Consider the following 14,136-nt stretch of genomic DNA (forward strand, 5'->3'; position numbering starts at 1 on the left):
AACCTTCGACGGGGGGAGCCCTTCACGTGGCCAAGTCCAAGGACTCGCCGGGACGCGCAGCCGGGCCGCCGTCCGCCATCCGCGCGCCGGCCTAGGCGGCCGCTCGGATGCAGGATCATGACGCTATCGTTGTGGGAGCCGGCCCCGCGGGGCTGACGGCCGCCATCTACCTGGCGCGATTCCGCCGCCGCGTCGTGGTGCTGGGCGCCGGGCCTTCCCGGGCGAGCTGGATTCCGGAGAGCCACAACACGCCGGGCTTCCCGCACGGCGTCGGCGGCCCTGAGTTCCTCGCGCGCCTCTGCGAGCAGGCGCTGCAGTTCGGCGTGGATATCCGTGAGGCCCATGTGGAGGCGCTCTCGCCCTCCAGAGAGGGGTTCGAGGTCTCAGGCTCGGACATCGCCGTCCGGGCGCCGACCGTCCTGCTCGCGACCGGCGTGCTCGACCGGATGCCCGACTTCCCGGGGATCGAGGCCGCCGTCCACCGCAGCCTCGTGCGCATGTGCCCCATCTGCGACGCCTACGAAGCCATCGACAAGCGCATCGCCATCCTGGGCGACGACGGGCGCGCCGAGCGGGAGGCCGCGTTCCTGAGGACCTATTCGGACCGGGTGACGGTGATCGGGACCGCCGACGGACAGCTCGACTTCGCCGAAGACGCCGTGCTGTGGAGCAGGCCCGATGGCGCGGCGGCCCGCACCTTCGACCACCTCTACCTGGCCCTGGGCTGCGAGGCGCAATCCGCCCTGGCCGTGGCCTGCGGCGCCAAGCGCGACGAAGCGGGCGCCCTGGTCGTCGACGCCCACCAGATGACCTCGGTCGAGGGCCTCTACGCGGCCGGCGACCTGGTGCGCGGCCTCAACCAGATCGCCGTCGCCACCGGCGAGGCGGCGATCGCCGCCACCGCCATGCACAACCGCCTGCGCGACGCGGCCACGGCCTAGCTGTGGCAGGGCTGGCCTGAGCCAAGTCAGCCGGGACAGGCGCTAGCCCCGGTAGCGAACCCGCGCGTCCCCCAGGGCGGTCTTGAGGGGACCGAGCCAGGGTTCGTAGGTCTTCCACTGGTCGAGGCCGTCACGGAAGATCGGCCGGCGCACCTGCTCGGAACTCGGCGTGCGCACGCTGCGCCGGGTCTTGTGGAACTCGACGCAGGCCGGCTCGAACTCGAGCCCGCAGTGGTCCAGCATCCGCCGCACGCTGCCCTCCAGGTCGGCGACCACGTCCTCGTGGTGGACGCGCAGGACCCGCCCCGGCAGCGCCTCGTCCCAGTGGCCCATGAGGTCCAGATAGGTCCGGTAGTAGCGCGCGATGTCTTCGGCGCTGTAGGTGAACTCCTGGCCCTGAGCGAACAGCTGTTTCAGATTGCTGAAGCAGCAGGCCATGGGCTCGCGCCGGGCGTCGATGATCCGGGCGTTGGGCAGCATCAGGTGGATCAGCCCGATGTGCCGGAAGTTGTTCGGCATCTTGTCGATGAACACCGGCCTGCCGGACCGGTAGACGCGGGTGTCCGCCAGGTAGGCTTCGCCAAGCCGGGTGAAGTCTTGCGCCGTCATCTGCGCCAGGGCGGCGGGATAGCGCGAGGCGTCGTCGTCCGGGTCGTGGCCCTGGATGTCCAGCACGGCCCTCTGGATGTTGGCCAGTTCCTGGGTGCCCTCCACCCGCGAGTGCGAGGCCAGGATCTGCTCAATGAGAGTCGACCCCGACCGTGGCAGGCCAAGGACGAAGATCGGGTCGGGCGCCGGCGCGCCCCAGCCCTTTCGGGCCTCGAAGAAGGCCTTCGTGCAGACTTCGATCTGCAGGCGCGTGTTGGTCTCCAGGTGCTCGGGCCGGTAGCGGCTTTCCTGGCGCTTCAGCGCGTTGCCGCGTTCGTAGTAGCGCCAGGATTCCGAGGCCTCTCCGCGGTCCTCGAAGGCTTTCCCAAGCGCGAAGCAGAGGTGGTATCTGTCGACGGGCCCGGTTGTCGGGGACGCCTCCTCGACACGCATGCGCGCGATCTCGTCATCGGCAAAGCCGTAGAGCTTGAGATTGGCCAGGCTCCAGTAGGCGTCGCCGAAATTGGAGCGGGCCGCCGCGGCCGCGCGGTAAGACTCGATCGCCTCCGGAACCCGCCCGACGGTCTTGAGCGCGTGCCCCAGCCACAACGGCACATCCCATGAGTCCGGCAGGTCGCGGAGCATGCCGCGATAGATCTCGATCGCCCGCTCGTTCTGGCCGAGGCCGACCGCGGCCGTCGCCGCCAGGGTGCGGTAGTCGGCGTTCGACGGATCCAGCTCGAGGAGCTGTTCGATCTGCTCGATCGCCTCAGAAAACTTCTGCCGCTTGATGAGCGTCTGGGCATAGTCATGGCGCGCCGCCGCATAGTCCGGCGCGAGGGCGAGGACGGCGGCCAGCAGGATTTCGGCTTCGTCGAGGACATCGTGGGCGAGCGCGATGCGCGCCAACAACCTCATGGCTTCCGGATGGTCGCCACGCTGCAGAAGGAAGGCGCGAACCATCTGCTCGGCGGGCGCCAGGTCTGCGTCCGAAAAGAGGCTGGTCGCGGTGACGATTTCCGCCGGCAGGCGCTTGAGCGTCGCCACATGTTCGGCGGCGGTCGAGGCGTTGGCCGGGTCCCCGACCATGCCATAGAGCTTCTCCAGCAGGCTCCAGCTCGCCGGCAGGGCCGGGTTGATGTTCACCGCCCGGAGCAGGGCCTCGATGGCGTTCGGCGCGTCCTTCAGTTGCACGAAGCAAAGGCCGCGCTCCTGATGGAGGCGACTGAAGGCGGGCCGCAGGACCTCAAGCCGGTCCAGCATCGCCATGGCGTCGGGCACGCGGCGAAGGTGGCGCAGGCTGGTCGCCGCGATCAGCAGCAGGTCGCGATTCTCCGGAAGCTCCGCCAGCAGGTGTTCGGCCGCCCGCAGCGCCTCCTCATGGCGGTCGGCCTGCTGCAGCCGCCGCAACCGGGCAACCTCCTCCTCGACCGGGGAAGACTGCGGAAGGTCAGCTTTGATGGGCATGAAGTCCAGGACAGGGCGGGGCGGCCGCGCCCGGCCGCCCCTTCTCCCACTCGAGCCGGTGAATGTCAGCCTCAGAAGGCTTCGGTGATCCTGATGCTGACCTGCCGGGGACGCAGCGGCACCTCCGCCTTGATGAACTGGGCGGTGCTGGTGAAGGTCGACGCGTGCGAGTTCCCGAGGTTGGAGCCGACCAGTTGCAGCGTCCAGGCGTCCCGGCTCACGCCGACGGCCGCGCCGAAGGTGGTGTAGGCCGGGAGCTCATAGCGAAGATAGGTCGTGTCCGGGATGGGGCTTTCGCTCGGGGCGCTGCCGGGGGTGTAGTTGGCCGGCTGGGTGAACATCTTGCCCGTATAGCTCACGTCGCCCGAGGCGAAGGCCTTGAAGCTGGCGATCTCCCAGTCGTAGCGCCCGTGAAGATTTCCCTGGAACTTCGGCGAGAAGGCGGACACGCCGCCCTGCACGCCGAACGGGTTCACGAACGGCTTGCCCTTAATTTCGGTGATGCATTTGCCCAGGGTCGGCGAGTTCGGCTCGTTGGCGGTCAGGCAGGGCGAATTCGATTGCGTGTTGTCGTTGTAGGTCGCCGATCCCTGCAGGGTGAACTGCTCGGTGATCCGCGCGGCGAACTGCAACTCGGCGCCCTTGATGGTGTAGCTCGGGCCGTTGACGAGGAAGGTCGTATTGCCGAGGCAGCACGGCTGGTAGAGCGCGATCTGCACGTTGTCCCACTGCATGTAGTAGGCCGACAGGTTCAGCTGCAGCCGGCGGTCGAAGAACTCCTTCTTCACGCCGATCTCGTTGTTCGTCAGCGTGTCGGGGGTATAGGCGAGCGGGGTCTTGTATTGCGGGACGCCATTGGCGTCCGGCGCCTTGTCCCGCGCCGAGCGGCTGAAGCCGCCCGGGCGGAAGCCCTGTGAGAAGGTGTAGTACAGCAACGTGTTTTCCATCGGCTTCCACTGCGCGCCGAAATGGCTCTTGAAGCCGGTATATTTGGCGTGGAGGTTTTCGGCGTCGATGTTGGTGTTGTGCCCGCAGACGAGCACGTTCACGCATTTGCTGTTGGTGCTGTAGACGGACCCCGTCTCATCCTCCGTGTAGCGATAATACCGCGTGCCGGCCGTGACGGTCAGGACGTCGGGGATGATGTCGTAGTCGACCGATCCGAACAGCGCCGTCTGGTCGTAGCCGCGCTGCACCTGCTCGCCGAACCCGGTGGCGTCGGGACGGACGCCCGGCTCATTGGTCGTCGAACCCGGGAAGGGCTCGACGTTGCCGAAACAGGGCGCGCCGCCCGCCAGGGCATTGGCGAGGTTGTCGCCCTCACGGCAGGCCGGAACGGTCTTGTAGTTGAAGTCCATGGTGTCGAAGATGCGGAACCGTTCGTAGAACACGCCGCCCACGCCGCGCAGCCGCCAGGTGTCGGGCGTGCTCAGGCGGATTTCCTGGCTGAGATGGGTGTTGCGAACGACATCGTGCCAGCTGGTGACCGGCGAGTAGCAGGTGAGCGCGCCCTTGCCGAGCAGCCCCGCGTTGCCGCCGGTGCATTCGTAGTACTGGCCGTAGAGCGTCCGTGAGTAGTTGGTGTAGTCCATCTGCTGGTTGATGTGGCGGGTCATGTAGCCGCCGGTGTAGATCAGCTTCAGGTCGCCTACCTTGCCGTTCACGGTCCAGGCCGTGTTCTGGAAACGGTCCTTGTCGTAGGTCGGGCTGAAGACCGTGGTTTCGAGCGGCTTGAGCGGTTGGAAATCGGAGCCGACCGGAAGGGTCGTCGACAGGCCCTCGGCATCCAGATTCTGGAAGCTTTCGGTGATCAGCACGTTCCAGTCGTCATTGACGTCGTAGAGCGCCGACAGGCGCAGGCCGTCATGGGTGACCGGGTTCCAGGCCTTTCTTGCGATGGCGAAGTTGTTCGCCTGGGCCGCGTTCGGGATCGTGCAGAAGCCCGTCTGGCTGCCCGGCGGCTGGCCGTTCGGGCACTTGCCGTTCGTGGGCGTGATGCCGAAGTATGCGTTGTTGTCCTGGTTCGAGCGGGTGAAGGTGCTGGGGACGTTGTCGATATAGCCCCCTTGCCGATCGTTGTAGATCACGGCGCGCACCGCGAACTTGTCCGTGATGATCGGAATGTTGAGCGTGGCGCTGAAGCTGCTGCTCGGATCGCCGTGGGTCTGGACGCCATAGCTCGCGTCGAGCTTTCCCTCCATGACGTTCAGCTTCGGCTTGTTGGTGATGTAGCGCAGGGCGCCGGCTTCCGCGCCGCCGCCGAACAGCGTCCCTTGCGGGCCCTCCAGCACCTCCACGCGCTCCATGTCGGCCAGGTAGAGATCGACGTTGCGCGCGGGGAACTGCATGGACTGCTCGTCCAGGTACACCGCCACGTTCGGGAAATTGCCAACCGTCGCGCTGGACTGATTGCCGGCGAAACCCGCGCTCAGGCCCCGCATGAAGATGTTGCCCTGGCCGGGGCCGTTCTTCGCGAATTCGATATTCGGCGTGATCTTGAGGAGGTCGTCGAAGGTGGTGATGTTCCGGGCCGCCAGGGCGGCGCCCGAGAACGCCTGGATCGTCATCGGGACCGTCTGAGCGGACTCGTCGCGCCGCTGGGCGGTCACGATCACTTCCTCCAGCGCCGTCGCCGAGGCGCTCGCGTCGGCCGCGCCCGCCGCGTCGGCCGCGGCGGCGAAGGCCCCGCCCGCGCTGCCGCTCAGCACGGCGGCGACCGCGCAGGATACGATGTATCTGGTTTTCATCACTTACTTCCCCCAAAGTCACCGACAGGACTGTCCGCATACGTTGCAGATCTCGCGCAGGCTTTTCGGGAGCCCGCGAAAGACAACTCAAGCCAAAACGAAGACTGCGGCGTATCCCCAGCGCAATGTGACCGTAGGGGCTGCGAATGATGCTTCGGTGACGCTGGTATTGCAGATCCGTTACGGGAACGGCCGTGTCATTTTCGCCACTTAAGTCATTATCGTCTGTAGACAGATATCTTGAATGCTTCGGTTCGCCTCCGCGGCGTCACCGGCATGTTCAGATGGACAGGGCGGCGGGCAGCTCGGCGACGGTATCGATAACCAGGTCGGCGCCGGCGCCTAGCAGGGCCGCTCGCGCGACCGAGAGGCGGCGCTCGCGATCCGCCGCGCCCAGGGCGCTGAACGCCGCCAGCGAGACGCCCACGGCGTTGCCGGAGGCGGCCACCCCCACGGTGTAGCAGCCGGCGGCGCGGCCCTCGGCGATCCCGGCCTCGGCGTCGTCAACCTTGACGACCCGGCTCAGCGGCCAGACGCCGAGCTCGGCGCAGGCCTTGTAGATCATCAGCGGCGACGGGCGGCCCTGCGGCGTCTCGCCGGCGCAGACCAGGTGGTCCGGCGCATAACCCTGCTCCGCCGCGCGCGCCAGCACCGGGCCCATCATCTCCCGGGTGTAGCCCGTCGAGGACGCGATCCGCAGGCCGCGGGCCCGCAGCTTGCGCACCGTCTCCGCCGCCCCGGGGATCAGCTCGGAGGCCACCGTCGCGGCGTCGCGCATCAGCGGCCCCAGGTCGGCCATCAGGGCGTCCACGTCGCCCTCGTCGGACGGTCGGCCGCACGCCTCGGTCCAGGCGGCCGCCACCTCCGGCCGCGCGAGCAGGGCCCGCACGTGATCGACCTTGGCGACGCCCATATCCGCCCGCGCCGCGGCCTCGTCCAGGGCGACGCCCCGGCGCGCGAAGGCCTCGACAAAGGCCGCGATCGGCGCGCAGCAGCCGAAGTCCACCATGGTGCCCGCCCAGTCGAAGATCACCAGGTCGAACGCGCCCGGCCCCTTGCCCGTCATGCTGTCGCTCCTTCGCCCATCAGGTCGGCCACCACCTCTTCGCCCAGCGCAAAGCCCGTCGAGGCCCCGGCGCCGGTGGTCACCATCGCCAGCCGCACGCCGTCCATCGGAGCCTCGACCAGGACCGCACGGTCCGTCGCCGACGCATAGGTGCCGGTCCAGCGCTCGATCGCCGGCGGGGCCGGCCGGCCGAACACCGCTGCGAACTCATCGAGGATCAGGTCGTCGACGGCCTGGTGCGAAAAAGGGTCGGGCGTCGCCGCGTAGTGGTGGCTGTCGCCCACCACCAGGCTGCCGTCGGCGCTCTGCACCACGATCAGATGGACGCCGTGCGCAAGGTGCTGCGGCTGCTCGGCGGCCAGCCGCGCGGCCAGAGCCCGCGCCTCCGGCAGGGCGGCATAGCCGGCGTAGCGGGCCAGCCCCAGGTCCGACATCACCGCCGTCGACAGCCGGAAGCCGGGATCGGCCAGCCTCAGCATCTGCAGCTTGCAACGAGTCACCCCGGCCGCCGCCACCGGCTGCGGGAACAGGGTGGAGAGGTCGTCGCCCGGGCAGACCGCCACCGCCCCGGCCTCGATCAGGCCGCGCGTGGTCACCACCCGGCCGCTCTCCACCGACAGCGCCGCGGCGCCCCAAATGAAGGTCACGCCGTGGCGCGCGGCCAGCCAGGCGGCCAGGCGCGGGATCGCCTGGCGCGATTCGACGCGCAGGTCGTGGGGGCTCCAGAGCGCCGCCATGAGGCCGTCGCCGGCCAGGTGGGGATGGTCGCGCCGCAACTCGCCCGCCGCCAGCAGGCGGCACCCCTCGCCCATCTCCGTCTCAAGGAAGGCTTCCAGCACCGCGACAGCCTCCTCGCGGCGGGCCGTCATCACCAGGCCTTCGTGCAGGACTGGGACGCCGGCCTGCGGGGCCACCTCAGCCCAGATGTCGCGGGTGCGCCGCGCGCGCCGCCACATCTCGCCCCGTTCCTGACCGGTGACGGTCACGAAGCCGAAGTTGCGGACCGAGGCGCCGTTGGCCTGGGCGTCGCGGTCGATCACCGCCACGCGCATGCCGCGCCGCGCGGCCGCCAGCGCGCAGGCCATCCCGACGATTCCCGCCCCGACCACCGCCAGATCGTATGCGCCCTCCGCAGCCATGGGGTCCTTTCAGAGTCTTCGAGTCGAACGACGCCCACCAGACGCCGCGAACGTGACAGGCCGATGGGCCCCACCGTCACGGGCGCGTCATCAACGTCTCCAATGTTCGCCTCGCCCGCGCAATCCGCGCCAGATGTCACCAGAGGGGCGCGCCTTGGCCGGCCAGTTGCAAGACCGATTGGCCCGCGCCAATCCGATTCTCTTCACCGCCGTGGCCGGGCTCGCGGGCTTCTGCGCCTACTTCTCGATGTACGCCTTCCGCAAGCCGTTCACGGCGGCGACCTTCGAGGCCGTGCCGGGATGGACCTTCACCCTGGACTACAAGATCGCCCTGGTCCTGGCCCAGGTCGCCGGCTACGCCCTGTCCAAGCTGATCGGCATCAGGGTGATCTCCGAGCTCAGTCCCCCCAGGCGGGCCGCGGCGATCCTCCTGCTCGTGGGATCGGCCTGGCTGGCGCTTCTCGCCTTCGCCGTGATCCCGGCGCCCTGGAACGTGGCGGCGTTGTTCTTCAACGGCCTGCCGCTGGGCATGATCTGGGGCCTGGTGTTCGGGTACATGGAGGGCCGCCGGGTGTCCGAAGCGCTGGGGGCCATCCTCTGCGCCAGCTTCATCCTGTCCTCGGGCGTGGTGAAGTCGGTCGGGTCCTGGCTGATGAACTCGGCCCACATCGACCGGTTCTGGATGCCGGCGGCGGCCGGGGCGGCGTTCTTCCCGCTGCTGCTGGCCTCGGTCTGGCTGCTGGGTCAGCTTCCGCCCCCGAACGCCGCCGACGAGGCTGAGCGGGTCCGCCGCGCGCCGATGAACGCGGCCGAACGCAGGGCCTTCCTGGCCGTCTACTGGCCCGGCGTCACCCTGCTGACCGCCTCCTACATACTGCTGACCGCTTTCCGCGATTTCCGCGACAACTTCGCCGCCGAGATCTGGACGGCGCTCGGCTACGGCCAGGAGTCGGGCGTCTTCACCCAGAGCGAGCTGCCCGTGGCGGCCATCGCGCTCGTCGCCCTGGCGGCCATCATGGCGGTGCGCGACAACCTGAAGGCGCTGATGGTGATCCACGCCATCGTCGTCGCGGGCTTCCTGCTGCTGGGCGGCTGCGCCTGGGCGTTCCAGGCCCACCTGATCTCGCCCCTGGCCTTCATGATCGCCGCCGGCGCCGGGCTCTACATGGCCTACACCCCGTTCAACGCCATGTTGTTCGATCGGCTTGTGGCGTTCAGCGGCCGGGTGGCGACGGCGGGCTTCCTGATCTATGTGGCCGACGCCTCCGGCTATCTGGGCAGCGCCGCCCTGCTGGTCTGGCGCAACTTCGGCGCGGTCAGGATGGACTGGCTGCGCTTCTTCACCCTCAGCGCCTATGCGACGAGCGGGGTCGGGGCCGTCCTCTCGACCGCGGCCGCCGTCTATTTCCTGAGGCAGAGCCGCTCCGGCCGCCCGGCCGCGCCGAGCCTTCCCTAGAGTCATACCTTCCGCACACCGACGTTCGCGCTCAAACGCCTGTTCACGCGGAGCCTGCCAAACGTTCCGAGGCCTGCTAGGCTCTCCGCGGCGCATCGAACGGGGCCCGCGCGATCGCGGGCCGGCGTCGCATCGGTTCAGGCCCGGTTCAGGCGTGCGCCGATATCGCTGCGGTATCCGGCTCGAAGCGGACTTGAAGGCGTCATCCATGAGCATCCCCTTCCGTCGACCTGCCTTCGGCGTGGCCGTGGTCCTGCTGTCCGCCCTCTCCGGCGCGGCGTTCGCCGACCCGGCCGGCGATACGGGCTCGGCGATCGCGGCGGCGTTCGGGAACACCGTGACCACCACCTACCCCGACGGCCGCAGTCAGCAGATCTGGCTGCAGCCCGGCGGCCTCTGGACCGGCCTCGGGCGCACGCATGCGCCGTTCGCGGGGACCTGGGACCTGAAGGGGCAGAAGATCTGCCTGAAGCAGAAGAAGCCGCCGACGCTCGGCCTCAGCTATTGCGCGCCCTTCCCGGCCAATGCGCGGGTGGGCGACGGTTGGCCGTCCAAGGACTTCTTCGGAACGCCGATCCAGGTGAGGCTGGTCGCCGGCCAGGGCGACAGGGTCCGGCAGGCGACGGCCGCGCAGTAGGCCGGCGGGCCGCGTTCGGGCGCAGGGGTTGGGCTTGCCGGAACCGCTGAACGGAATCCCCGCGAGGGGTTTCCTGGACAAGGGTTTCGCCTTAGTCGGGGCAAAGTCTCCGGCGAAGGTTCGGCCAAGCGTTTCGCGGAACGCGCCGTTTTCACTGAGGCGATGGGCTCCCCGCTCCGTCGTCGCAGTGAGGATGCGCCGAGTTCTCCCGTCATTCAGTTGGAAGTCATCGACCATGGAGTGGAGCTCGCGCAAAAGCCTCAGCGTGCAAGGCCCGACCGTGGCCGGCCGGCCGATGACGCCGCCCGGCCCGTCCGGACGAGGGGTCCGGTCCCGCGCAGCCCTGCTGGCCCAGGGCCTGGCCGCCGGCCTGGCGATCGCCTGGGCCGCGCCGTCCTTCGCCCAAGCCGTCCCGCCGGCCGCCGAAGCCGCCCAGCCGCCCGATGCGGGGGTGACCAAGCCGTACGACCCATGGCAGGGGGTCAACCGCAGCGCGTTCGCGCTCGGCATGAGTCTGGACCGGCATGTCGTGGGTCCCATCGCGCACGGCTATGTCCGCGTCACGCCCTCGCCGGTCCGCGACCGCATCGGGGATTTGGTCTACAATCTGGGAGAACCCGGAACGGTGATCAACGACGTGTTCCAGGGTCGCATGGGGCGCGCCGGGACGGCGTCCTCGCGCTTCGTGATCAATTCCACCATCGGCGTCCTGGGCCTGTTCGACGTGGCCGCCGGGTTCGGCCTGGCCGCCCACGACGCGGACTTCGGCCAGACCCTGGGCCGCTACGGCGCCCAGCCGGGTCCCTATATGTACATCCCGGTTGTCGGCCCGCTCGATCTCAGGGACGGCGTGGGCCGGATCGTCGACCTCTTCACCGACCCGGTTTCGATCTTCACGGGCGGCGTGACCACGGCCTTCGGCGCAACGCGATCGGGCCTCTCGGCGCTCGACCGGCGCGCGAGTGGAGACGGCGCGTTCAAAGCGCTGGACGACGCCACCGACCCTTACGCGACGACCCGTTCGGCCTATATGCAGCACCGTGAATTCCTCGTGCAGTCGGCTAGCGGCGCCACTGCGGTGCTGCCGGACTTCGACGCGGCGCCTGCAAAGCCGTGACGCCGCCGACGGGTCGGGGACTGGGCTTTTGATCCACTCCACAGGAACGCGATGACCATTTCCCAATCGATCATCCCAAAGTCCCGCCCCAGCCGGCGCGCGCTCCATTCGGCGGCCGTCGCCGTTCTCGCGCTCGCGGCGCTTTCGCAGGCGCCGCGCGCCCTGGCGCAGGACGCCCCATCCCGCGGGGGCGACCCCCAGGCCGAGCAGTTCGTGCAGGCCGGGGCCCAGAGGGTCCTGTCGATCCTGGCCGATCGCGGGCTCAGCGCGGCGCAGAAGGACGCGAAGTTCCAGCCCGCGATCAACGACCTGGCGGACGTGCCAAAGATCACCAACTTCGTCCTGGGCAAATATGCCCGCACGATCACCCCGGCCCAGCGCCAGCAGTTCGCCGTGGCCTTCCGGGCCTACGCAGAAACCGCTTACAGGAACCGTCTGGACGACTATCACGGCGAGACGCTGAAGGTGACGGGCTCCGTCGTCCGCAAGCCGGGCGATGTGATCGTGAACACGATCGTCTCCGGCGGGCAGCTCGCCCATCCGGCCGCGGTGGCCTGGCGGGTGCTGGGCGCCGGCGGTTCGTGGAAGGTCGTCGACGTGCAGTTCAAGGGCGTCTGGCTCGCCATCACCCAGCAGCAGGACTTCGTGTCGACGATCGACAACGCCGGGGGAGACATCGGCGTGCTCATCGCCCAGCTCCAGCGCGACACCGAGCGAGCCTCCGCCAGCAGCCGCTGACGAGGCCTCTGTTCACCGCGCCATCCCGCCGCCCCGACCTCGAAAGGACCAAACGTTGCGCGAACAATGGGCCGAAACCATCATGGGCCTTGTGGTGCTCGTCCTGGCGGGGACGTTCCTCGTCTACTCCCTGAGCGTCGGGAGCGTGGGCCGGCCGGACGCCTCCTACGACCTCAAGGCCAAGTTCGGCGACGTGGGCGCGCTGGCGCCGGGGGCGAGCGTCAGCGTCGCGGGCGTCAAGGTCGGCACGGTTTCCCAGATCAGCCTCGACCCCAAGACCTACATGGCGGTGGTCCGCCTCAGTCTCGCCCCGACGGTGCAGTTGCCCTCGGATTCCACCGCCAAGGTGACCAGCGACAGCCTGCTGGGCGGCATGCACGTGGCCATCACCCCGGGCGGCGCGGCCGACAACCTGAAAGCCGGCGGGGAGATCGAAAACACCCAGGGCGCGGTGGACCTGTTCGGCCTGATCGGCCAGGTCATCCGGCCACAGCCTCCAGCGCCCGCCCCGGCGCCGGCGCACCCCGGTCCCGGAGCCTATTAGCGTGAACACCCCCGTGGCGCCGGCGCGCGGCGCGCTCGAGCCCGTGCGCCGGATCGGGCGGCCGTTCCTGGCCGCCGTGCGCGCGGCCGGCGCGGTCGCGGTCTTCGCCGTGCGCGGCGTGGCGGCGGTGTTCACGCCGCCCTGGTTCCTGGATCAGGGGCTGCGCCAGCTCGTGGCCATCGGGTACTTCTCCTTGCCGGTGGTGGGCCTCACGGCCGTCTTCACCGGCGCGGCGCTGGCGCTGAACATCTTCTCCGGCGGGGGCCGGTTCAACGCCGAACAGGTGATGCCGCAGATCGTGGCCCTGGGCATCACGCGTGAGCTCGGGCCCGTCCTCGCCGCCCTGATGCTGGCCGGCCGGGTCTCCGCGGCCATCGCGGCCGAGATCGGCGCCATGCGGGCGACCGAGCAGATCGACGCGATGCGGACCCTGTCGACCGACCCCTTCCACTACCTCGTGGCGCCCCGGTTGGCGGCCGCGGTCATTTCGCTGCCCTTGCTGACCGTCGTGGCCGACACGATCGGCATCGCCGGCGGCTGGCTGGTGGCCGTTCGGGTCCTGGGCTTCAACGCCACGGTCTATGTCCGCAACACCGAGACCTTCCTTCAGGGCTGGGACGTCGGCTCCGGCCTGCTGAAGGCCACGGTGTTCGGGTTCATCGTCGCCCTGATGGGCTGCTACCACGGCTACAACGCCTCGGGCGGCGCGCGGGGCGTGGGGCGCGCGACGACCCACGCCGTCGTCTCGTCCGCCATCCTGATCTTCGCCAGCGACTATCTCCTGACCACGCTGTTCACCCACCGATGACCGGCGTTCCGAAACTCGAGTGGAAGGGGATCACCAAGCGCTTCGAGGGCGCGCGGGTGCTCGACGGCCTCGATCTCAGCGTGGCCGCAGGGCGCTCGCTGGTCATCGTCGGCGGGTCCGGCGAGGGCAAGTCGGTGACGATCAAGATCGCGCTTGGCCTCATGCGCCCCGACGCGGGCTCCGTCGCCCTGGACGGCCAGGACCTCACCGGCCTCAGCGAGCGGTCGCGGCGCAAGGTCTTCTCGCGCGTCGGCGTGCTGTTCCAGAGCGCGGCCCTGTTCGACAGCCTGCGGGTCTGGGAGAACATCGCCTTCCGCCTGATCAATTCCGACGGCGTGCCCCGCAAGACCGCCAAGGCCCGGGCCATCGGAGCCCTGGGCCGCGTCCGGCTGGGCCCCGAAGTCGCCGACCTCTATCCCTCCGAACTCTCGGGCGGCATGCAGAAGCGGGTCGGCCTGGCGCGGGCGGTGGTCGCCGACCCGGAGATCCTGTTCTTCGATGAGCCGACGACCGGCCTCGATCCCATCACCGCCGCGGCGATCAACGCCCTGATCGTCGAGCAGGTCCGCCACCTGGGCTGCACGGCCGTGTCGATCACCCACGACCTGGCCTCGGCGCGGACGATCGGCGACGAGATCGCCATGCTGCGCTCAGGCCGGATCATCTGGCGGGGCGCGCCGGGCGAACTCGACACCACGGACAACCCCTACGTGAGGCAGTTCGTCAGCGGCCGCGCCGAGCCTGTGACCTAGGTTCTGAACCCATAAAGGTTGCGGCTGAGGTCGACGCTTGATTCAAGGCTTCCGAAAGGAGCCTGGGATGGCGCGATACGATCTGAGCGAAGTGGAGTGGCGGCTGATCGAGCCCCTGCTGCCGAACAAGCCGCGC

The 14,136-nt window shown here is 69.2% G+C and carries 12 protein-coding genes; 8 read left to right on the plus strand and 4 right to left on the minus strand.

Going from position 1 to position 14,136, the window contains the following annotated elements; genetic code table 11:
- Positions 1-107: 107 nt before the first annotated feature.
- Positions 108-941: an NAD(P)/FAD-dependent oxidoreductase gene (locus tag VNW53_RS00155; protein WP_325552746.1), complete on the plus strand. Its 834-nt coding sequence runs from the start codon at positions 108-110 to the stop codon at positions 939-941.
- Between the two features lie 42 nt (positions 942-983).
- On the opposite strand, the gene VNW53_RS00160 is transcribed toward VNW53_RS00155, so the two are convergent.
- The 4 genes from VNW53_RS00160 to VNW53_RS00175 all read right to left on the minus strand — a co-directional run bounded on the left by VNW53_RS00160 (position 984) and on the right by VNW53_RS00175 (position 7,948).
- Positions 984-2,996: a tetratricopeptide repeat-containing sulfotransferase family protein gene (locus tag VNW53_RS00160; protein WP_325552747.1), complete on the minus strand. Its 2,013-nt coding sequence runs from the start codon at positions 2,994-2,996 to the stop codon at positions 984-986.
- 71 nt (positions 2,997-3,067) lie between these two features.
- The gene (locus VNW53_RS00165; RefSeq protein WP_325552749.1) at positions 3,068-5,743 is read right to left on the minus strand and encodes a TonB-dependent receptor; all 2,676 of its coding nucleotides are present in this window, start codon (positions 5,741-5,743) and stop codon (positions 3,068-3,070) included.
- Between the two features lie 280 nt (positions 5,744-6,023).
- Positions 6,024-6,809 (minus strand): phosphonoacetaldehyde hydrolase, encoded by a 786-nt coding sequence (gene phnX, locus VNW53_RS00170; protein WP_325552751.1) that lies wholly within the window; start codon positions 6,807-6,809, stop codon positions 6,024-6,026.
- A complete protein-coding gene (locus VNW53_RS00175; protein ID WP_325552752.1) occupies positions 6,806-7,948 on the minus strand; it encodes a TIGR03364 family FAD-dependent oxidoreductase in 1,143 nt (380 codons plus the stop codon). The genes phnX and VNW53_RS00175 overlap by 4 nt, the downstream gene beginning before the upstream one ends.
- Positions 7,949-8,081: 133 nt before the next feature.
- Here VNW53_RS00175 and VNW53_RS00180 point away from each other — a divergent pair, with 133 nt between their 5' ends.
- The 7 genes from VNW53_RS00180 (at position 8,082) to VNW53_RS00210 (ending at position 14,000) form a co-directional block, all read left to right on the plus strand.
- On the plus strand, positions 8,082-9,404 hold the full coding sequence (locus VNW53_RS00180; RefSeq protein ID WP_414693224.1) for a DUF5690 family protein: 1,323 nt from the start codon (positions 8,082-8,084) through the stop codon (positions 9,402-9,404).
- A gap of 208 nt (positions 9,405-9,612) precedes the next feature.
- The gene (locus VNW53_RS00185; protein ID WP_325552754.1) at positions 9,613-10,041 is read left to right on the plus strand and encodes a hypothetical protein; all 429 of its coding nucleotides are present in this window, start codon (positions 9,613-9,615) and stop codon (positions 10,039-10,041) included.
- A 265-nt stretch (positions 10,042-10,306) separates the two neighbouring features.
- Positions 10,307-11,158, plus strand: a complete 852-nt coding sequence (locus VNW53_RS00190; RefSeq protein ID WP_325552755.1) for a VacJ family lipoprotein — start codon at positions 10,307-10,309, stop codon at positions 11,156-11,158.
- A gap of 51 nt (positions 11,159-11,209) precedes the next feature.
- The gene (locus tag VNW53_RS00195) at positions 11,210-11,896 is read left to right on the plus strand and encodes an MlaC/ttg2D family ABC transporter substrate-binding protein (RefSeq protein WP_325552756.1); all 687 of its coding nucleotides are present in this window, start codon (positions 11,210-11,212) and stop codon (positions 11,894-11,896) included.
- Between the two features lie 55 nt (positions 11,897-11,951).
- Positions 11,952-12,440, plus strand: coding sequence for an outer membrane lipid asymmetry maintenance protein MlaD (gene mlaD / locus VNW53_RS00200; RefSeq protein ID WP_325552758.1), 489 nt, complete (start codon positions 11,952-11,954; stop codon positions 12,438-12,440).
- Position 12,441: 1 nt separating this feature from the next.
- Positions 12,442-13,248 carry an ABC transporter permease gene (locus VNW53_RS00205; protein WP_325552760.1) on the plus strand — a complete coding sequence of 269 codons (807 nt, stop codon included), beginning with the start codon at positions 12,442-12,444 and terminating at the stop codon, positions 13,246-13,248.
- The gene (locus VNW53_RS00210; RefSeq protein WP_325552761.1) at positions 13,245-14,000 is read left to right on the plus strand and encodes an ABC transporter ATP-binding protein; all 756 of its coding nucleotides are present in this window, start codon (positions 13,245-13,247) and stop codon (positions 13,998-14,000) included. The genes VNW53_RS00205 and VNW53_RS00210 overlap by 4 nt, the downstream gene beginning before the upstream one ends.
- Positions 14,001-14,136: the final 136 nt, after the last annotated feature.

Origin of the sequence: Phenylobacterium sp., assembly GCF_035569475.1 — a bacterium.
In the GTDB taxonomy this organism is placed as follows: domain Bacteria; phylum Pseudomonadota; class Alphaproteobacteria; order Caulobacterales; family Caulobacteraceae; genus Phenylobacterium.